The 20,632-nt window shown below is 61.9% G+C and carries 14 protein-coding genes and 1 other RNA gene; 7 read left to right on the top strand and 8 right to left on the bottom strand.

Annotation, left to right across the window (positions count from 1 at the left end; genetic code table 11):
• Nucleotides 1-216 precede the first annotated feature (216 nt).
• A complete protein-coding gene (locus ACIP21_RS22810) occupies nt 217-972 on the top strand; it encodes a GntR family transcriptional regulator (protein ID WP_400692435.1) in 756 nt (251 codons plus the stop codon).
• A 46-nt stretch (nt 973-1,018) separates the two neighbouring features.
• Here the strand turns inward: ACIP21_RS22810 and guaD are convergent, their stop codons facing one another.
• From guaD to xdhA, 4 genes are all read right to left on the bottom strand, one after another.
• Nucleotides 1,019-2,323, bottom strand: coding sequence for a guanine deaminase (guaD, locus tag ACIP21_RS22805; protein WP_400692432.1), 1,305 nt, complete (start codon nt 2,321-2,323; stop codon nt 1,019-1,021).
• Nucleotides 2,324-2,333: 10 nt separating this feature from the next.
• A complete protein-coding gene (gene xdhC, locus ACIP21_RS22800; protein WP_400692429.1) occupies nt 2,334-3,179 on the bottom strand; it encodes a xanthine dehydrogenase accessory protein XdhC in 846 nt (281 codons plus the stop codon).
• A gap of 106 nt (nt 3,180-3,285) precedes the next feature.
• Nucleotides 3,286-5,685, bottom strand: a complete 2,400-nt coding sequence (gene xdhB / locus ACIP21_RS22795; protein WP_400692426.1) for a xanthine dehydrogenase molybdopterin binding subunit — start codon at nt 5,683-5,685, stop codon at nt 3,286-3,288.
• On the bottom strand, nt 5,678-7,132 hold the full coding sequence (gene xdhA, locus ACIP21_RS22790; protein ID WP_400692424.1) for a xanthine dehydrogenase small subunit: 1,455 nt from the start codon (nt 7,130-7,132) through the stop codon (nt 5,678-5,680). Before xdhA ends, xdhB begins: the two co-directional genes overlap by 8 nt.
• Nucleotides 7,133-7,399: 267 nt before the next feature.
• On the opposite strand from xdhA, the gene ACIP21_RS22785 reads away from it, so the two are divergent.
• From ACIP21_RS22785 to ACIP21_RS22760, 6 genes are all read left to right on the top strand, one after another.
• On the top strand, nt 7,400-8,059 hold the full coding sequence (locus ACIP21_RS22785) for a GntR family transcriptional regulator (RefSeq protein WP_400692421.1): 660 nt from the start codon (nt 7,400-7,402) through the stop codon (nt 8,057-8,059).
• Nucleotides 8,060-8,062: 3 nt separating this feature from the next.
• The gene (gene smc / locus ACIP21_RS22780) at nt 8,063-11,551 is read left to right on the top strand and encodes a chromosome segregation protein SMC (protein ID WP_400692418.1); all 3,489 of its coding nucleotides are present in this window, start codon (nt 8,063-8,065) and stop codon (nt 11,549-11,551) included.
• A 204-nt stretch (nt 11,552-11,755) separates the two neighbouring features.
• Nucleotides 11,756-12,646, top strand: a complete 891-nt coding sequence (zipA, locus tag ACIP21_RS22775; RefSeq protein ID WP_400692415.1) for a cell division protein ZipA — start codon at nt 11,756-11,758, stop codon at nt 12,644-12,646.
• A gap of 236 nt (nt 12,647-12,882) precedes the next feature.
• Nucleotides 12,883-15,213, top strand: coding sequence for an NAD-dependent DNA ligase LigA (gene ligA, locus ACIP21_RS22770; RefSeq protein WP_400692412.1), 2,331 nt, complete (start codon nt 12,883-12,885; stop codon nt 15,211-15,213).
• Nucleotides 15,214-15,405: 192 nt separating this feature from the next.
• Nucleotides 15,406-15,502, top strand: an RNA gene (ffs, locus tag ACIP21_RS22765) — signal recognition particle sRNA small type.
• 272 nt (nt 15,503-15,774) lie between these two features.
• Nucleotides 15,775-16,857 carry a type I restriction endonuclease gene (locus ACIP21_RS22760; RefSeq protein ID WP_400692409.1) on the top strand — a complete coding sequence of 361 codons (1,083 nt, stop codon included), beginning with the start codon at nt 15,775-15,777 and terminating at the stop codon, nt 16,855-16,857.
• 385 nt (nt 16,858-17,242) lie between these two features.
• Here the strand turns inward: ACIP21_RS22760 and ACIP21_RS22755 are convergent, their stop codons facing one another.
• From ACIP21_RS22755 to ACIP21_RS22740, 4 genes are all read right to left on the bottom strand, one after another.
• The gene (locus ACIP21_RS22755; RefSeq protein ID WP_400692406.1) at nt 17,243-17,905 is read right to left on the bottom strand and encodes a hypothetical protein; all 663 of its coding nucleotides are present in this window, start codon (nt 17,903-17,905) and stop codon (nt 17,243-17,245) included.
• A 206-nt stretch (nt 17,906-18,111) separates the two neighbouring features.
• Complete coding sequence (locus ACIP21_RS22750) at nt 18,112-18,927, bottom strand: hypothetical protein (protein WP_400692403.1); 816 nt, start codon at nt 18,925-18,927, stop codon at nt 18,112-18,114.
• A 190-nt stretch (nt 18,928-19,117) separates the two neighbouring features.
• Nucleotides 19,118-19,327 carry a hypothetical protein gene (locus ACIP21_RS22745; RefSeq protein WP_400692400.1) on the bottom strand — a complete coding sequence of 70 codons (210 nt, stop codon included), beginning with the start codon at nt 19,325-19,327 and terminating at the stop codon, nt 19,118-19,120.
• Between the two features lie 320 nt (nt 19,328-19,647).
• On the bottom strand, nt 19,648-20,358 hold the full coding sequence (locus tag ACIP21_RS22740; RefSeq protein ID WP_400692397.1) for a recombinase family protein: 711 nt from the start codon (nt 20,356-20,358) through the stop codon (nt 19,648-19,650).
• Nucleotides 20,359-20,632 lie beyond the last annotated feature (274 nt).

Here is a 20,632-nt window from a genome sequence, read left to right as displayed (position 1 = left end):
TCCACGAGGGAAGGCAGACGTCTGACCGCTTGTTGACTCGCGGGTCAAGAAGTTGCTCGATGGATTATGCTTTTGTGTACAAAGAAAGCAAATAATGTTTTATCTTTTGTGTGCGCAATGCGTCGTACAACGGCTATATAGCTAAAACGCCTCCTGCGGAATCGCCTCAGCCTGTGTACAATGGCGCCATACTTTCTCTTCGTGCCTCGAGAGCCCATGAACGAACAGCTGCAACCTCTGAAGAAACCTGCGCGTGCCGGCAAGGCTGGCCGCAGTGGTACCCAGGACGACATCGTCTACGCGCACATCTTCGAGGCGATCCTCGAGCAGCGCCTGGCACCAGGCACCAAGTTGAGCGAGGAAGCGCTGGGCGAGATCTTCGGCGTCAGCCGCACCATCATCCGCCGCGCCCTGTCGCGCCTGGCCCATGAAAGCGTGGTGCTGCTGCGGCCCAACCGCGGCGCGGTGGTGGCCAGCCCGACGGTGGAGGAGGCGCGCCAGGTGTTCTTCTCGCGGCGCATGGTCGAACGGGCCATCACCGAGCTGGCCGTGCAGCACGCCACCGCCGAGCAATTGAACGAACTGCGCCAGATGGTCCGCGAGGAGCGCGACAGCTTCTCCCGGGGTGATCGCGGTGCCGGCATCCGCCTGTCCGGCGAATTCCACCTGAAACTGGCCGAGGCGGCGGGCAACGCACCGCTGGTGAGTTTCCAGCGCAGCCTGGTGTCGCAGACCTCGCTGATCATCGCCCAGTACGAAAGCGGCAACCGCTCGCACTGCTCCTATGACGAGCACATGCAGCTGATCGACGCCATCGAGGCGCGCAATGCCGAACAGGCAGTGAGCCTGATGATGCACCACATGGATCATATCGACAGCAAGCTCAACCTCGACGAGGAGAGCGCTTCGGACGATCTGCACGCGGTGTTCTCGCACTTGCTGAAAAAGCCCAAGGCGTCCGCCAAGGGTTGATCGTTTGCCTAGCTGATCTGGGGCCGCATAGCGGCCCCTTGCGCTATCAGCGCTGATGCACGCAACGCCCGGCAGCGTAAGTCTCGCGCACGGTGCGGTCATCCCCCAAGGTCGTCAGCACGAACAACGTCTCCTCGATGCTGCTGGACTGCTGAATACGGTAGTCCAGCAGCGGCGTGGCCTTGTAGTCGAGCACCACGAAGTCGGCGTCGTTGCCCGGGCGCAGGCTGCCGATGCGGTCGTCCAGGCGCAGCGCGCGGGCGCCGCCGAGGGTGGCCAGGTACAGCGACTTGTACGGGTGCAGGCGTGCGCCCTGCAGCTGCATCACCTTGTACGCTTCGTTCAGGGTGTTGAGCAGCGAGAAGCTGGTGCCGGCGCCGACATCGGTGCCCAGGCCCACGTTGACCTTGAAGCGCTCGGCCTGGGGCAGGTTGAACAGGCCGCTGCCGAGGAACAGGTTGGAAGTCGGGCAGAACGCCACGGCCGAGCCGGTTTCGGCCAGGCGCTGGCATTCGCTGTCGCACAGGTGCACGCCATGGGCGAACACCGAGCGCTCGCTCAGCAGCTCGAAGTGGTCGTACACGTCCAGGTAACCGTTCTGCTCGGGGAACAGCTCCTTGACCCAGTCGATCTCCTTGAGGTTCTCGGAGAGGTGGGTGTGCATGTACAGCCCTGGATATTCCTTCAGCAGCTGGCCGGCCAGGGTCAGCTGCTCCGGCGTGCTGGTAGGCGCGAAGCGTGGGGTAACCGCATAGTGCAGGCGGCCCTTGCCGTGCCAGCGCTCGATCAGCTGCTTGCTTTCGGTGTAACCGGACTCGGCGGTGTCGGTCAGGTAGTCCGGGGCGTTGCGGTCCATCATCACCTTGCCGGCGATCATCCGCAGGTCCAGGCGCTCGGCTTCTTCGAACAGGGCATTGACCGACTGCGGGTGCACGCTGCCGAACACCAGGGCGGTGGTGGTGCCGTTGCGCAGCAGTTCCTGCACGAAGATCTTCGCGACCTTGTCGGCATGGTCCTTGTCGGCGAACTGTTTTTCGCAGGGGAAGGTGTAGGTATTGAGCCAGTCCAGCAGTTGCTCGCCGTAGGAGCCGATCATGCCGGTCTGCGGGAAATGGATGTGGGTATCGATGAAGCCCGGGGTGATCAAGGCGTCCTGGTAGTGCACCACCTCGATGTCGGCGGCCAGGGTCGGCAGCAGCTCGCTGGCCGGGCCGACGGCGCTGATGCGGCCGTCGTCGATCACCAGCAGGCCGTCCTCGAAGTACTCATGGGAAGCTTCCAGGCCCACCTCGGCCGGGTCGGCGATGCTGTGCAGGATGGCGGCACGGTAGGCTTTGCGGGTAACGGTCATAACTCACTCGTCAAATGGCTGGGCTGCGCCGGGAGGGCGGCAGCAACTGGGCAATGGGGCCGGCGTTCACGGCAGCGTCGTGCTGGCCGAAGCAGGCGTTGTAGGTGGCAATGATTTCACCGGCGATGGACACGGCGATCTCGATCGGCAGCTTGCCCTTGACCTCGGCCAGGCCCATCGGGCAGCGCATGCGCGCCAGGGTTGCGTCGTCGTAGCCGCGCTCGCGCAGGCGGTGCTCGAACTTGACCCGTTTGGTCTTCGAGCCGATCAGGCCGAACCAGGTGAAATCGTTGCGCTTGAGAATGGCGGCGGTCAGTTCCAGGTCGACCTGGTGGTTGTGGGTCATGACGATGCAGTAGCTGCCTGGCGGCAGGTCCGCGACCTCGTCGACCGGCTCCTCACTGACCACCTTGGTCACCCCGTTGGGGATGAGCTCGGGGAATTCCTGTTCGCGCGAGTCGATCCAGCGCACCCGGCAGGGCAGCGCGGCGAGCAAGGGTACCAGAGCGCGGCCGACATGGCCCGCGCCGAACACGGCGATGTGCGCCTGCACCGCGGCCATCGGCTCGAACAGCAGCACGGTGGCGCCGCCGCAGCACTGGCCGAGGCTGGCGCCGAGGCTGAAGCGCTCCAGGTGCGGGGTGCCGCGGTGCTCCTCGAGCATCTGCCGGGCGATGTGCAGGGCCTTGTATTCCAGATGGCCGCCGCCGATGGTGTCGAACAGGCCGGTGGCGCTGACGACCATCTTCGAGCCGGCATTGCGCGGGGTCGAGCCGCGCTCCTCGATGATGGTCACCAGCACGCAGGCTTCGCCACGGGACTGGTGGTCGGCGAGGGCGTTGATCCATTCATGCATGATTTAGCCTCTCTCGGTCCATGTGGGAGCGGGTTTGCCCGCGAAGGCGGCGGTAAGGCCTCAATCGCATTCGCGGGTGAACCCGCTCCCACAGGGTTCCTCGCTGTCAGTGGGTGACGGTTTCCAGTTCGTGTTCGGTCGGTTGCTGTTCGGCCAGCGCCTTGCGCATCTGTTCGCAGCCCCACAACACCCGCTCCGGTGTTGCCGGCGCATCCACCTGCGGCTGCACGCGGTAGTCGGCGAGGCTGGCCACGGCGTCCTTGATCGCACACCAGGCGGCGATGCCGAGCATGAACGGCGGCTCGCCCACGGCCTTGGAGTGGAACACAGTGTCTTCCGGGTTCTTGCGGTTCTCCACCAGCTTCACCCGCATGTCCAGTGGCATGTCGGCCACCGCCGGGATCTTGTAGCTGGCCGGGCCGTTGGTCATCAGCTTGCCCTTGGCGTTCCACACCAGTTCCTCGGTGGTCAGCCAGCCCATGCCCTGGATGAAACCACCTTCGACCTGGCCGATGTCGATGGCCGGGTTCAGCGAGTCGCCCACGTCGTGCAGGATGTCGGCGCGCAGCATCTTGTACTCGCCGGTCAGGGTGTCGACGATCACCTCCACGCAGGCGGCGCCGAAGGCAAAGTAGTAGAACGGCCGGCCGCGGGCCTGGCTGCGGTCGTAGTAGATCTTCGGCGTGCGGTAGAAGCCGGTGCTCGACAGCGACACCTGGCCGAAGTAGGCCTGCTGCACCAGTTGTTCGAAGCTGAGGATCTGCTCACGCACGCGCACATGGCCGTTGCGGAACTCGACGTCTTCCTCGGTCACCTGGTAATGCCGGGCGGCGAATTCGGTGAGACGCTTCTTGAGGATCTCGGCGGCGTTCTGCGCCGCCTTGCCGTTCAGGTCGGCGCCGCTGGAGGCCGCCGTCGGCGAGGTGTTGGGCACCTTGTCGGTATTCGTGGCGGTGATCTGGATGCGACTGAAGTCGACCTGGAACACCTCGGCCACCACCTGCGCGACCTTGGTGTTCAGACCCTGGCCCATCTCGGTGCCGCCGTGGTTGAGGTGGATGCTGCCGTCGGTGTAGATGTGGATCAGTGCGCCGGCCTGGTTGAGGAAGGTGGCGGTGAACGAGATGCCGAACTTGACCGGGGTCAGCGCCAGGCCCTTCTTCAGGACCGGGCTGTTGGCGTTGAAGCGGCGGATCGACTCTCGGCGCTCGGCATAATCGCTGCTGGCCTCCAGGTCCGCGGTCATCTCCTCGAGCATGTTGTGCTCGACGGTCTGGTAGTAGTGGGTGACGTTGCGCTCGGTCTTGCCATAGTAGTTGGCCTTGCGCACTGCCAGCGGGTCGCGGCCCAGGTGGCGGGCGATATGGTCCATCACCTGCTCGATGGCGACCATCCCCTGAGGGCCGCCGAAGCCGCGGTAGGCGGTGTTGGAAGCGGTGTTGGTCTTGCAGCGGTGGCCGTGCACGGTGGCATCGCCCAGGTAGTAGGCGTTGTCGGAGTGGAACATGGCGCGGTCGACGATCGAGCCGGACAGGTCGGGCGAATAGCCGCAGTTGCCGGCCAGGTCGAAATTGATGCCGTGCAGACGGCCATCGTCGTCGAAACCGACGTCATATTCCACGTAGAACGGGTGGCGCTTGCCGGTCATGGTCATGTCTTCGACCCGGGGCAGGCGCATCTTGGTCGGCTGGCCGGTCAGGCGCGCGATCACCGCGCACAGGCAGGCCGGGCTGGCGGCCTGGGTTTCCTTGCCGCCGAAGCCGCCGCCCATGCGGCGCATGTCCAGCACCACCTTGTTCATCGGCACGTCGAGCACTTCGGCGACCAGCTTCTGCACTTCGGTGGGGTTCTGCGTGGAGCAGTAGACGATCATGCCGCCGTCCTCGGTGGGCATCACCGAGGAAATCTGCGTCTCCAGGTAGAAATGCTCCTGGCCGCCGATGTGCAGGGTGCCCTGGATGCGGTGCGGGGCCGTGGCCAGGGCGGCGGCGGAGTCGCCACGCTGGTGGGTGTGGCTGTCGAGCACGAAATGCTTCTTGCGCAAGGCGTCGACCACGTCGAGCACCGGCTCCAGGTCCTCGTACTCGACGATCGCGGCCATCGCCGCGCGGCGTGCGGTTTCCAGGTCGCAGGCGGCCACGGCAAGCACCGGCTGGCCGAAGAACTCGACCTTGTCGATGGCCAGCAGCGGGTCGCCGGCGACCACCGGGCCGATGTCCTTGAGGCCGGGGATGTCTTCATGGGTGATGGCGATGCGCACCCCCTCGAAGGCATAGCACGGCGAGGTGTCGATGCGCAGGATGCGCGCATGGGCGCGGTCGGCGGTGCGTGCATAGACGTGCAGCTGGTTGGGGAACTCCAGGCGGTCATCGATGTACAGCGCTTCGCCGGCGACGTGCTTGTCGGCACTGTCGTGCTTGATGCTGCGGCCGACCCCGGTGGCCAGGTCCTGGCGGAACAGTTCGGCCATTTCGGCCTGGCTCTTGGCTACGTGATGATTAGACATAGTCGGTCACCCGGGTCTCGATGTAGGGCGTTTGCTGTTCGATGAAGTACTTGCGCAGCAGGTTCTGCGCGGTCAGCAGGCGGTATTCCTTGCTGGCGCGGAAGTCGCTGAGCGGGGTGAAGTCCTCGGCCAGGGCCTGGCAGGCGCGCTCGATGCTGGCCGGGTTCCAGGGCTTGCCGCGCAGGGCGGCTTCGCAGGCGCGGGCGCGCTTGGGGATCGCCGCCATGCCGCCGAAAGCGATGCGCACGCCGCTGACCACGCCGTTCTCGATGCTCAGGTTGAAGGCCGCGCAGACCGCGGAAATATCGTCGTCCAGGCGCTTGGACACTTTATAGGCGCGGAAGGCCCAGTCGTGGCTGGCACGTGGCACGATGATCTTCTCGATGAACTCGCTGTCCTGGCGGGCGGTGATGCGGTAGTCGATGAAGTAGTCTTCCAGTGGCATCACCCGCTGGCGCTCGCCCTGGCGCAGGACGACCTGTGCATCCAGGGCGATCAGCAGGGGCGGCGAGTCGCCGATCGGCGAGGCGTTGCCGATGTTGCCGCCGAGGGTGCCCTGGTTGCGGATCTGCAACGAGGCGAAACGGTGCAGCAGGTCGCCGAAGTCCGGGTATTCGGCGTTGAGCGCGCCGTAGCAGTCGGTCAGCGGGGTGGCGGCGCCGATTTCCAGGTGGCTGGCGGTCTTGTCGATGCGCTTGAGCTCGGCGACGTGGCCGACGTAGATCATCACCGGCAAGGTCTTGTGGAACTGGGTGACCTCCAGTGCCAGGTCGGTGCCACCGGCCAGCAGGCGGGCTTCGGGGTGCGAGCTGTAGAGGTCGGCCAGGTCGGCCACGGTGAGCGGCACCAGGCAGCGCTTGTCGCCGCTGTTGAGTTCGCCGGTCTGGGTCGGGGCGATGGCCTTGAGGCGGGCGATGGTCTGCGCCTGTTGAGCGTCGAACTGGTCGCGGCAGGGCTGGCGGCAGCTCTGTTCGGCGGCATCGAGGATCGGCCGGTAGCCGGTGCAGCGGCACAGGTTGCCGGCCAGGGCTTCCTGGGCCTGGTGCAGGTCGTGGCCCTGGCTGTTCTTCTGCAGGGCGAACAGAGACATGACGAAACCGGGGGTGCAGAAGCCGCACTGGGAGCCATGGCAATCGGCCATGGCCTGTTGCACGCTGTGCAGTTCGCCCTGGTGCTTGAGGCCCTCGACGCTGATCAGTTGCTTGCCATGCAGGGACGAGACGAACGTCAGGCACGAGTTCAGGCTGCGGTAGCGCAGGGTGTCCTGGCCGTCGTCATCCTGGGTCAGCTCGCCGACCACCACGGTACAGGCGCCGCAGTCGCCGCTGGCGCAGCCTTCCTTGGTGCCGGGTTTGCCCAGGTGCTCGCGCAGGTACTGCAGCACCGTCATGTTCGGGTCCAGGGCGTGCTCGCTGCGCAACGCCTGGTTGACGAGAAACTGGATCACGGGGATGGCCTCGCAATGGTTTTATTGTTGTTGAGCGGACAATAAGCAGACCTGTCACAGGGGTCAACAATTTTCTGACTCAAAGGTCAGAAAAGTGCTCGTGCTCATGCCCAGCCCAACGCAGTGCCCATACTCCAAGCATAGATCGCGCCGCCTTGTGGGTTGTCTGGCGGGTCAAATAAAGCGCTGCGTCCCTCTGCGCCAGCGCTGGCCAATTACGCTACAATCGCCCCCTTGTGCCCAGTTCAATGATTTTGAAGGAAAACCATGACGTTCAAGGCGCCGGACAGCCTCTCCGAGCAGATTGCCGACTACCTGGCCGAACGCATCATCCGCGGCGAACTTGCGCCCGGTGAGCGGATCCAGGAGCAGAAGGTCACCCAGGCCCTCAGCGTCAGCCGCGGCTCGGTGCGCGAGGCATTGCTGATCCTCGAACGTCGCCATCTGATCGCGATCCTGCCGCGACGTGGCGCCCATGTCACCGAACTGGACGAGCGCGGCGTGCGCAGCCTGTGCACGCTGATGAGCGAGTTCTACATCCTGCTGGGCAACGCGGTTGCACAGCAATGGCGCCTCGAGGCCGACCTGCGCCCGTTCCTGGACATCCAGCAGCGCCTGCGCCAGGCCCGCGAACAGCAGGACATCAAGGTTTTCGTCGCCGACAGCTTCGCAGTGATGCGCGCCGCCTATCCCTTCGCCGACAACCCCTACCTGCAGGAAACCGTCGAGAACCTGCAGCCGGCCATGAGCCGCGCCTACTACCTGGCCCTGGACCAGCGCCAGGCCAACATGGACGACTACCTCGACCTGTTCGCCCGCCTGCTCGAAGCCGTGGTCGCCCGCGACCTGCCGCGCATCCGCGAGGTGCTCACTGCCTATGGCCAGCGCAGTTGCGAACTGGTGCTGGCGGCGCTGGCGCGGGGCTGACCGATGCGCCTGAAGTGCATTCGCCTGGCCGGGTTCAAGTCGTTCGTCGACCCGACCACGGTCAACTTCCCCAGCAACATGGCGGCCGTGGTCGGCCCCAACGGCTGCGGCAAGTCCAACATCATCGACGCGGTGCGCTGGGTGATGGGCGAAAGCTCGGCGAAGAACCTGCGCGGCGAGTCGATGACCGACGTCATCTTCAACGGCTCCACCAGCCGCAAGCCGGTGAGCCAGGCCAGCATCGAGCTGGTGTTCGACAACAGTGAAACCACCTTGCTCGGCGAGTACGCCGCCTATGCCGAGATTTCCATCCGCCGCAAGGTCACCCGCGACGGCCAGAACAGCTATTACCTGAACGGCACCAAGTGCCGCCGCCGGGACATCACCGACATCTTCCTCGGTACCGGCCTGGGCCCGCGCAGCTACTCGATCATCGAACAGGGCATGATTTCCAAGCTGATCGAGGCCAAGCCCGAGGAGCTGCGCAACTTCATCGAAGAAGCGGCCGGCATCTCCAAGTACAAGGAGCGCCGCCGCGAGACCGAGAACCGCATCCGCCGCACCCAGGAGAACCTGGCGCGCCTGACCGACCTGCGCGATGAGCTGGAGCGCCAGCTCGAACGCCTGCACCGGCAGGCCCAGGCCGCTGAAAAGTACCGCGAGTACAAGGCCCAGGAACGCCAGCTCAAGGCGCGCCTGTCGGCCCTGCGCTGGCGCGATCTGGACGAGCGCGTGCGCCAGCGCGAGGCGGTGATCGGCGACCAGGATGTCGCCCACGAGGCGCTGGTCGCCGCGCAGCGTAGTGCCGATGCCAGCATCGAGCGCCTGCGCGACGGCCACCATGAGTTGTCCGAGCGCTTCAACCAGGTGCAGGGCCGCTTCTACTCGGTGGCCGGTGACATCGCCCGGGTCGAGCAGAGCATCCAGCATGGCCAGCAGCGCCTGCGCCAGTTGCAGGACGACCTCAAGGAGGCCGAGCGCACCCGTCAGGAAACCGAGTCGCACCTGGGGCACGACCGCACCCTGCTGGCTACCCTCGGCGAAGAGCTGGCCATGCTCGAACCGGAGCAGGAAATGACCCTGGCCGCTGCCGAAGAGGCCGCGGCCACCCTCGAAGAAGCCGAACTGGGCATGCACGGCTGGCAAGAACAGTGGGACAGCTTCAATACCCGTTCCTCCGAACCGCGGCGCCAGGCCGAGGTGCAGCAGGCTCGCCTGCAGCAGCTCGAAAGCAGCCTGGAGCGCCTGGCCGAACGCCAGCGCAAGCTCACCGAAGAAAGCGAGCAGCTGGCGGAGGATCCGCAGGACGCCAGCATGCTCGAGCTTTCCGAGCAGGTCGCCAGCAGCGAGATGCTGCTGGAAGAGCTGCATCTGCAGGAGCAACAGGTCGTCGAGCGCCTTGAAACCGTGCGCGAGCAATTGCAGCAAGCCACCCAGGCCCAGCAGCAACAGCAGGGCGACCTGCAGCGCCTGGGCGGCCGCCTGGCCTCGCTGGAGGCGTTGCAGCAGGCCGCGCTGGAGCCGGGCGCCGGTGCCGCCGACTGGCTGCGCGAGCAGGGCCTGGAGCAGCGTCCACGCCTGGCCGAGGGGCTGCGTGTGGAGCCGGGCTGGGAGCTGGCGGTGGAAACCGTGCTCGGCGCCGATTTGCAGGCCGTGCTGGTCGATGATTTCAGCGGCCTGGCCTTCCAGGGCCTGGAGCAAGGCGAGCTGCGCTTGCTGCTGGCCTGCGGCAGCAACGTGCGCCAGCCCGGCAGCCTGCTCGACAAGGTCGAGGGGAGCACCGATCTGACGGCCTGGCTGGGCAATGTCCTGCCGGTCGAAGACCTCACCGAAGCCCTGGCCAGGCGTGCTTCGCTCGGCCCAGGGCAAAGCCTGGTCAGCCGTGACGGCTTTTGGGTCGGCCGCCACTTCCTGCGGGTCAGCCGTGGCGGCGAGTCCCAGGGTGGGGTGCTGGCCCGTGGCCAGGAAATCGAACGCCTTGGCCAGGAACAGCTGGAGCAGGAGGCGGCGCTGGAGCAGCTGGAGGAGCAGCTTCGAACCTCCCGCGAACAGCAGCACGGCCTGGAAGAGCAGCGCGAACACCTGCGCCGTCGCACCCAGGAAGAAAGCCGCCAGCATGGCGAGTTCAAGGCCAGCCTGTCTGCCGGCCGCGCCCGCGCCGAACAGGTCGAGCTGCGCCGTCGCCGGCTTCAGGAAGAACAGAGCGAACTCCAGGAGCAGCGCGCCCTGGAGCATGAGCAACTGGGCGAAGCCCGCCTGGTCTTGCAGGAAGCCCTGGACCTGATGGCCCAGGACACCGAGCAGCGCGAGCAATTGATGGCCCGTCGCGACACCCTGCGCGAAGGCCTCGACCGCATCCGCCAGGAAGCCCGCCTGCACAAGGACCATGCCCACCAGCTGGCCGTGCGCCTGGGGTCGCTGCGGGCCCAGCACGATTCCACCCGCCAGGCGCTGGAGCGTCTGGAGCAGCAGGCCGCGCGCCTGAGCGAGCGCCAGGAGCAGTTGAGCCTCAACCTGGAGGAGGGCGAGGCGCCGCAGGAAGAACTGCGCCTGAAGCTCGAAGAGTTGCTGGAGCGGCGCATGAGCGTCGACGAGGAAATGCGCCAGGCCCGCCTGCACATGGACGAGGCCGACCGCGAACTGCGCGATGCCGAAAAGCGCCGTACCCAGGCCGAGCAGCAGGCCCAGATGCTGCGCGGCCAGCTGGAGCAGATGCGCCTGGAGAACCAGGGGCTGGACATCCGTCGTAAAACCCTACAGGAACAATTGCTGGCGGACGGCTACGATTTGCAGGGTGTGCTCGCCACGGTCGAAGCCGAGGCCACCGAGCAAGGCACCGAACAAGAGCTGGAGCAGGTCGAAGGCCGTATCCAGCGCCTGGGCGCGATCAACCTGGCGGCCATCGAGGAGTACGAGCAGCAGTCCGAGCGCAAGCGTTATCTGGATGCCCAGGACGCCGACCTGGTCGAGGCCCTGGAGACCCTGGAAAACGTCATCCGCAAGATCGACAAGGAGACCCGCAACCGCTTCAAGGATACCTTTGATCAGATAAATGCCGGATTACAGGCACTTTTCCCGAAAGTTTTCGGTGGTGGCAGCGCCTATCTGGAACTGACGGGCGAAGATCTACTCGATACAGGGGTGACGATCATGGCGCGTCCGCCGGGCAAGAAGAACAGCACCATCCACTTGCTGTCCGGCGGCGAGAAGGCACTGACCGCATTGGCGCTGGTGTTTGCCATCTTCAAGTTGAACCCCGCACCGTTCTGCATGCTCGACGAGGTCGATGCGCCGCTGGACGATGCCAACGTCGGCCGGTACGCCCGGCTGGTCAAGGAAATGAGTGAAACCGTGCAGTTCATCTACATCACCCACAACAAGATCGCCATGGAGATGGCGGATCAGCTGATGGGGGTCACCATGCACGAGCCCGGTTGTTCACGTCTTGTTGCAGTTGATGTCGAGGAGGCACTGGCCATGGTAGACGCCTGATGAGCGAAGATAAGGCGGATTCTGCAGGCAAATGCCCCCGTCAGGTGCGACAGACGGTGTAAAGTTGTCTTTGGTCGTGCTAGCTTAATGTCACTCGTTTTTTGCGTGGGTAAAACGCCTGTCAGAACATAGAGTTGGCGCCACGTGTTAAAGGGCTTTGAAGCCTTTGTTTTCAAGCATATTTTTATAGAGGCACGGGATTACATGGAAATCGGTCTGCGCGAGTGGCTGATCGTCATCGGCATCATTGTCATCGCCGGTATTCTTTTCGACGGCTGGCGCCGCATGCGCGGCGGCAAGGGCAAGTTGAAATTCCGTCTGGATCGCAGTTACTCCAACCTGCCGGACGAAGAGGGCAGCGCTGAAGTGCTCGGCCCGTCGCGGGTGCTGGAGACCCAGAAGGAGCCGGAACTGGACGAAAGCGACCTGCCTTCGCTCAGCGCCCCGGCGCGTGAGCGCGAACGTGAGCGTGAGGCGAAGCCGGTCAAGGCCAGCAAGCGCGGCAAGCGTGTGGCTGAAACCCAGCACCAGGGCGACCTGAACCTGGCAGCCGAGCCACGCGAGCCCGACCTGTTCGCCGACGCCGAGGACGACTTCGCCGCCGACAACAATCGCAACAACCCTGCCACGGCCAGTGCCAACGTCGCCAAGGAGCTGCCACCGGCCGAGGAAGTGCTGGTGATCAGCGTGATCTCCCGCGACGAGGGTGGCTTCAAGGGCCCGGCGCTGCTGCAGAACATCCTCGAGAGCGGGCTGCGTTTCGGCGAGATGGACATTTTCCACCGCCACGAAAGCATGGCCGGCCACGGCGAAGTGCTGTTCTCCATGGCCAACGCCGTGAAGCCTGGCATCTTCGATCTGGACGACATCGACCACTTCAGCACCCGCGCGGTGAGTTTCTTCCTCGGCCTGCCAGGCCCGCGTCACCCGAAGCAGGCCTTCGATGTGATGGTGGCCGCGGCGCGCAAGTTGGCCCATGAGCTCAATGGCGAACTGAAGGACGACCAGCGCAGCGTGCTGACCGCCCAGACCATCGAGCACTACCGCCAGCGCATCGTCGAGTTCGAGCGCCGTGCGCTGACCCAGAAGCGCTGATAGATCCAGACGAAAGAGCAGCCTGTGGGGTTTGCTGGTTGGTTCAGGACTTGTTTTACCTGTGCCGGCCCTTTCGCGGGTAAGCCCGCTCCCACAGGTACGGCACCGGCCCCAAGGCCTGCACCGTACCTGTGGGAGCGGGTTTACCCGCGAAAGGGCCGGCACAGGCGATAAGGAATCCTGAACCCCACGCAACCTCCCAGGCTGCTCTTTTGCTTTGCAAGAGAACCTGAAAAATGACCGCCGAAACCCGAATCCACGCCCTGCGCGCCGAACTCGACCAGCATAACTACCGCTACTACGTGCTCGACGAGCCCAGCGTGCCCGACGCCGAATACGACCGCCTGTTCAACGAGCTCAAGGCGCTCGAAGCTGAAAACCCGCATCTGGTCACCCCCGACTCGCCGACCCAGCGCGTCGGCGGCGCTGCCCTGGCCGCGTTCAGCCAGGTGCGCCACGAAGTGCCGATGCTCAGCCTGGGCAATGCCTTCGAGGAAGCCGACCTGCGTGAATTCGGCCGCCGCGTGGTCGACGGCCTGGACCAGCCAGGCGCCGTGGATTTCAGCTGCGAGCCCAAGCTCGACGGCCTGGCGGTAAGCCTGCTGTACCGCGATGGCCAGCTGGTGCAGGGCGCCACCCGTGGCGACGGTACCACCGGCGAAGACATCAGCGCCAACGTGCGCACCGTGCGCAATATCCCGCTCAAGCTGCAGGGTGAAGGCTGGCCCGCTGTGCTCGAAGTACGCGGCGAGGTGTACATGAGCAAGGCCGGTTTCGACCGCCTCAACGCCGCCCAGGCCGAGGCCGGTGGCAAGACCTTCGCCAACCCGCGCAACGCCGCCGCCGGCAGCCTGCGCCAGCTGGACTCGAAGATCACCGCCAGCCGCCCGCTGGAGTTCTGCTGCTATGGCGTGGGGCAGGTCAGCGAGAGCATCGGCGAAAGCCATATCGGGATTCTCGAACAGCTCAAGCAGTGGGGCATGCCGATCAGTCGCGAGCTCAAGCACGCTGCCGGCATCGAGGAATGCCTGGCGTACTACCGTGATATCGGCGAGCGACGCAATAGCCTGCCGTACGAGATCGATGGCGTGGTGTTCAAGGTCAACAGCCTGGCCGCCCAGCGCGAACTGGGCTTCCGCGCCCGCGAGCCGCGCTGGGCCATCGCCCACAAGTTCCCGGCGATGGAAGAACTCACCGAAGTGCTCGACGTGGAGTTTCAGGTCGGCCGAACCGGTGCCGTCACCCCCGTGGCGCGCCTGAAGCCGGTCAAGGTGGCCGGCGTGACCGTCTCCAACGCGACACTGCACAACATGGACGAAATCGCCCGCCTGGGCCTGCGCATCGGCGACACGGTGATCATTCGCCGCGCCGGTGACGTGATCCCGCAGGTGATGCAGGTGGTGCTCGAGCGCCGTCCGGAGGATGCGCGCCCGGTCGAAGTGCCGACCGCATGCCCGGTGTGTGGCTCGCAGGTCGAACGTACCCAGCTGGTCAAGCGCAGCAAGGGCAAGGAGACCACCAGCGAGGGCGCGGTGTATCGCTGCGTCGGCCGCCTGGCCTGCGGCGCTCAGCTCAAGCAGGCGATCATCCATTACGTTTCCCGCCGTGCCATGGATATCGATGGCCTGGGCGAGAAGAGCGTCGAGCAGTTGGTGGACGAAGGCCTGATCGGTTCACCGGCGGACCTGTACAAGCTGGAGTTCGATCAGATCGTTGGTCTCGAAGGTTTTGCCGAGGTGTCCAGCAAGAAGTTGTTGGATGCCATTGAGGCCAGCAAGCGCCCGGGCCTGGCGCGCTTCATCTACGCATTGGGCATCCCGGATGTGGGCGAGGAGACCGCCAAGGTCCTGGCCCGCTCGCTGGGCAGCCTGGCGCGGGTGCAGCAGGCATTGCCGCAGGTGCTGACCTACCTGCCGGACATCGGTCTGGAGGTGGCGTATGAGATTCACAACTTCTTCGAGGACGAGCACAACCGCAAGGTTATCGAGCAGTTGCTGGCCAGCGGCATGCAGCTGCAGGACGAAGGCGAGCTGGCGGCCGAGTTTGCTGCAAGCACCACCCTGGCCGGTATGATCGCCAAGCTCGACATCCCTTCGGTCGGCCCGACCGGCGCGGAAAAGCTGGTGGCCAAGCTCGACAGCCTGGACAAGATCATCGCCGCCGACGGCATCGACCTGCGCCAGGCCCTGGCGGCGAAGCAGGCCGAGGCCGTGCGCGAATTCTTCAAGGACGAGGCCAACCAGAAGCTGGCCCGTGATATCGAGGCGCAGTTGCTGGCCTTCGGCATGCACTGGAGCAGCGAGAAGAAGGTGGCCGAAGGGCTGCCGTTGGCGGGCCAGACCTGGGTGCTGACCGGGTCCCTGGAACGCTTCAGCCGCGACATTGCCAAAGAGAAGCTGGAAGGCCTGGGCGCCAAGGTGGCCGGGTCGGTGTCTGGCAAGACCCACTGCGTGGTGGCGGGGCCGGGGGCGGGTTCCAAGCTGGCCAAGGCCAGTGAGCTGGGGGTGAAGGTGATGGATGAAGAAGCCTTCGTCGCATTCCTGGCGGAGCAGGGCATCACCGTCTGATCTGATCCGTTCCTGCAGGCATGCGCAGTCACTGTGGGAGCGGGTTTACCCGCGAAGAGGCCGGCCCTGCCGGCACAGCTCAGACAAGTCATTGAGAAATGATGACTTTTTCTCCGCTTAGAGGTTGTATCTTCGCCCCAGACCGGTACAATGGCGCGGCTCGCTGCTTGGCGAGCCGTGTAGTGGTGGCCCCATCGGTCCCCCCGCATTGATTACCCGTTAACCTGGTCAGGCCCGGAAGGGAGCAGCCATAGCGGGAACATCGAGTGCCGGGGTGTGGCTGGTGGGGCCGCCTCCATTACGCAAGTCCTTGAATTCTCAAGGATTTCTCGCTCAAAATTCTCGAAGTGGACCAGTACCGTAGTACACCTAAGTGGTGCATTGTGGTGAGCATTCTAGCTTCGTCATCTTGCCGCTCCAATACCTCTCTCGTTACGCCAATCTCGGCGCTGCCCTCTCATCCGCTTATGTGGCGGTTTCCGCTTGTCTCCTGCTGTGATTTGCAATTGCCAGTACGGTGGCTGTGCTACTAGGATGTGGCATCTGAGCGAGGAGCGAGACATGGAATTCGTAGAGCGACTGAACGCATTATCAGCCAAGATCCGCCAGCAGGGACCTGCTATCCAGACAGAAGAGGCGACCAAGATTGCCTTCGTAATGCCCTTCATCAACTCGGTCCTAGGCTACGACGTCTTTGATCCCTCAGAGGTTACGCCAGAGTACGTCTGCGACGTGGGGACGAAGAAGGGCGAGAAGATCGACTACGCCATCATGAAGAACGGCGAGATTCAGATCCTTATCGAGTGCAAGAAGATAGGCGAGCCGCTGCATATCAATCACGCGAGCCAGCTCTTCCGGTACTTCCACGTCACCACCGCCCGTATCTCGATCCTTACCAATGGCCAGGTCTACCGATTCTTCACCGACCTCGATGCCCCGAACAAGATGGATGAGAAACCGTTCTTGGAGCTAGACCTTCTCGATCTGGACGAGCACGCCCTCCCGGAACTTCAGAAGCTAACCAAGTCTGCGTTCGATGTTGACTCGATCATCAGTGCTGCTGGAGAGCTTAAGTACGTTGGCCAGATCAAGAAAGAGATGGCTTCGCAGTTCAGTCAGCCTAGTGACGAGTTCGTGAAGTTCTTCGCTACTCGGGTCTACGACGGGATCATTACCCAGAAGGTGAGAGAGCAATTCACCACCTTGACTAGGAAGGCGGCAATCCAGTTCCTAGGAGATCAAATTAACGACAGGCTGAAGTCGGCTATGAGCGGTGCAGTCGAGCCGTCTTATGCGATGATGGCTGTTCCGGCAGCAACGGCGACAGAGTCCGCTGAGGAGGCCGATGACGACCGTATCCAGACTACTCTTGAAGAGCTTGAGGGCTTCCATATCGTCAAGGCAATTGTGCGGGCGGTTGTGGATGCAAAGCGGATCGTTCACCGTGATACTCAGAGCTACTTTGGGATTCTGCTGGACGATAACAATCGTAAACCGATTTGCCGCTTGCACTTCAATCGCAGTCAGAAGTACATAGGTGTCTTCGATGCTGAAAAGAACGAAACGCGCCATCCAATTGCATCTGTGGATGATATTTACGGGTTTGCGGAACAGTTGAAGGGGACTATCTCGTTGTACGAGTAGGGCGTGTTAGCTCGTTTGATATGCATCATATTGCTTTGGTTGTGGTGGCTCAGTGTTAAGAACCATTTCCTTGCCGGGAATGTGCTGGCCACCACAAACGTAAAATGTCTACAGGTAAAGGAAGGTCTGATGTTAGCTTTGCTATATCCGTAGCCAGTCTATCTCTAAGACAATAGCGTCGGAATTAGTGTCGAAGGCTTCTGGGAATGCTGAACCAACAATCAGAGGGGTGATGGGTTGAAATTTCGGTCACTGTGGCGCTGGCGTGTGGCTGGTGGAGTCGCCTGCATTATGCAAGTCCTTAGATTCTCAGGTATTTATCTCAAAAAATCTCGAAGTGGTCCAGTGCCTTAGTATGCTAAAGCGGTGTACCTTGTTGGCAATCCTACCTTGTCTTTTCGAAGAAAGCTCGCGTGTTGGCAGAAAGCATCCCTGCGTCGTTTAGCATTGGTACGAGGCGAGAGGTTTTGTTGCGGTAATATTCAATGACTGGGGTGTGTTCACCGTCTTGCTGCAAGGGATAGCGCTTCAGTAAGTCGCTCATCATTTTTACGTGATCGGCCATTTCTCGCACCGCCATACCAATCATGCTGCCCGACGATTTCGGGTGTTCCAGAAACTCAATGTAGATGTCCTCGGCAGCCAAAAAATTGGGGGTAGTAGGGTCCTGTTCGTTGATGCGCTTCGATTCGGCGGCCATATGGCTAATGAGAACCTTGCGGCCAGGGATGTCAGCTACCACTGTTTTTGAGAGTTCACTTAGATTGGTGTCGATGTCTCGGACTGCTTGCAAGATTTCATCTGCATGCCTGTCCATTCCAAGCTGCTTGATCTGCTTCATTTGTAGGTCAAGAGACCAGAGGACGCCGATGAATGCGAACAGTGCGAAGATTGGATTGAGGATGCCGCCGAAATAGTCTCCGAACGTACCCCAGTCGGCTTGGTTGTGAGAGCGGGTTAGTCCAAACGTACTGATGTAAATGGAGACAATGATGATAACTGCGGCGATTGCTATGCCAGTTATAAACATGAGCAGCTTTCTATTCACTTGGCATCTCCTTGGTTGGCGGTATGTAATTCATTGCCACTCGCCCTCTTCCTGGGTCCTTACGCGAACGCCCTTGCTACTGTTGTGAAGGCGCTGATCTGCTCGTTAGAGCTCTCGCGCGTGCCACTAACCGGCTGAGATCTCTCGTCCTTTGGTCGGTGCATGGATATAGGTGGGCGAGTGAACGAGGACTGCTAGGCTCCTGTTCAGAAGATGGTCTTGATTACCTTGGTTGTCCCGGCGATTAGTTCGCTCACCTCATCTGCGGTGGGGTCTGTGCCATTTTTGTGACTGCATTTGTTGCGGATGTCGCCGAGGTACTGCAGGTGACGATGCTGAGGCAGTTCAATGATGCCTTCGCTCTTCATTTTGTCGATTATCGGCGCAATCGTTTTTAAATTGCTTCCAAGGTCATGTCTGTCCCGGATCTCCTTGAGGTGACCCTCCAAGACGACGCCGGAAATGACACCTGCCGCTCGCGAAAAGCCCGCGTCAAGGAGATGCTGGGCGCTATCCAACTCTGAGTCGAAAAGATCGGCTTGCACCGTCTGCTTGATCTCGAAAAGTGAGCTCTCGAATCGGCGTTTGATTGCCTCTACGATTGCTACCTGCTGCTCCAGGAGGGAGCCTGCGGAGGATGTATCTGCCACTACTCTACCGCTTGGTGCTGTCACGCGAAGCCCTTGGCAAGCATCCTCAAGCTTATAGTTCTCGTAGCTTATATCCTTTCGAGTCTTAGGTTTTTCGTACAGTCTGACGAAGTCTTGTAGCCGGTCAGGTAATAGCTGCTTAACGAGCGGGAGCGCCTCGGAGTACCAATGTTGGTACGCTGATGGGAATGGCTTTATCTTTTTCATCAAGGCTTTCGCCTCTTTCTCGTCGTGAGCGAGAGCTTCTACTAGACGCAGGAAAAACTCGGTATCACCCAGCGCCTGTCGTTGAAGCGATTGTCTGACCCCATCTGCCTCGTCAAGAAGCTTCTCTAGGTCATTTCGATATCTCACTAAATTCGTTACGTCCATGCCTTTCTGTCTCTTTGCTTGGCTAATGGTAGTTCAAGGGAGGGTAATGGCATTTAGCCTTCTTGGACAAGTGGTGGCTGAAGCTTGATGGATGGTGTCGTATTGTCAGTCAGGCTACTCGGTGGTTGGTATTGGCTAGCGGCGCCGATTTCCAAGATGCTGGGTGCGCGCGAAGGCCGTTCTAGCAATTCTACGAACGTAGGCGCTTCAGGGCGGAGGTGATGGCATCTGCGTTCGTATCGAGCGTCTGTAGGGCGATTAGCACATTGTCGTGAATGTGGGTCGATCCACGCTGACCGATCCACAGCGACAGTTCTTCCAGGGATGCTCTGATGGCGGCTTGATTCATCATCAGCAATTCAAGAGTGTCTGCGGCTACTGCGGCCTTGTCGTCGTCCATTGGTATTCTCGATGTGAGCACTAGAGTTGAGCGGCTTGCTGCTGAGGCTGTTCGGCCTCGCCACTGTGTTTGAGGGTGGGGAAGGTTTCACTACCATTTTGGCAGATGCCTGCAACTTTCTACATCGACCATCAACTGCCGTCGAATATCATGTGTGGGGCGGGGAAGGGAATATCGTAGTTGGCGAGGTAGAGCGAGCCGGATGTGGCGCGGTGCCTAATGCGTCTGGCCTCCACGGGTGTCCTTGACAGCTATGAAATCAAAATATCATGGGGTTGTTAACGTTGCTGTAGTAGCTCCCTGCGAGCCTAGAGACGTTGTCAGTTACTTAAGGAGAAGGACAGTCCGAGGCGAGTCATCAAGCGGGATACCGTCATGGGTTGAAATGTACTGCCCCGTGCTGTGGTCACGCCCTTGGAGTTGAGGCACTGCGCAATGGCAGCAAACGACGTGCAACCATCGTACAAGCACGCCTTGATGTGGTGAGCGATAGCATCAGCCCGAACGTCTGCATTCACCTGCTTAGCCTTTACAGCGGCACCGTTGCCTACTGCCCACGCCTTCGCACGGCCAGCGTCGCGACGGGCTATCTTTTCCTGAGCTTCAGTATTGCCACTGGCGGCGAGCTTCTTCAGTTCGGCCAGACCAGCCTTTGTACGGGCACGGATTTTCAGCAGCTCTTCTTCAGCGAGTAGTGACTTAATGTTTCGCAGCAGGCCACTGCTATGAACGTCTTCTGCCTCGATGAAGGTGTACTTCTTCTGCAGGGTAACGAAGTGTGCATGATCGCGTGTGAGACGGTCGATTCGATGCACGACAACCGGGCAATCCAAGCCTTTCGCCATGGCGAGGGCAAGGCGGCATTGAGGGCGGTCCTGGGGATCGACGGCACCTGATACACCTTCGTCAGTGAACTGGGCGACAATCTCCCATCCGTGCGTCTCGGCTGCGATCTTGATGGCTGCGAACTGACCACCTATCGACAAGCATTGGTCGTCTGTACTCATCCTTGCATACGCTATTACCTGCATCGCTTCCTCGTCGCATCAGTGATCTGAGCTCATTTTAACATATTACTGACGACCGTCTACAATATGTTATTTGGTGGGATAGCTGGCAGAACACAAGAAATCGTACTGAGCATTTGTGTATGCAGGGATGCAAGTCTCTCCCTCTACTTCTCATGGTTTCGGGCGACCCCGGTCAATGAAGTGAGAGGAGGGCGGTATCTTGGACCCCAGTTTTTGCCTTATTGTATGATAAATGGTGAGTCTCGAAGGCCGGAGGGCGTTTAGCTTAGCGCCG

Origin of the sequence: Pseudomonas sp. NPDC089401, assembly GCF_044749485.1 — a bacterium.
Lineage (GTDB): Bacteria > Pseudomonadota > Gammaproteobacteria > Pseudomonadales > Pseudomonadaceae > Aquipseudomonas.
Note: the sequence above shows the minus strand (reverse complement) of the source record. Positions and strands in the feature narration are given on the sequence as shown.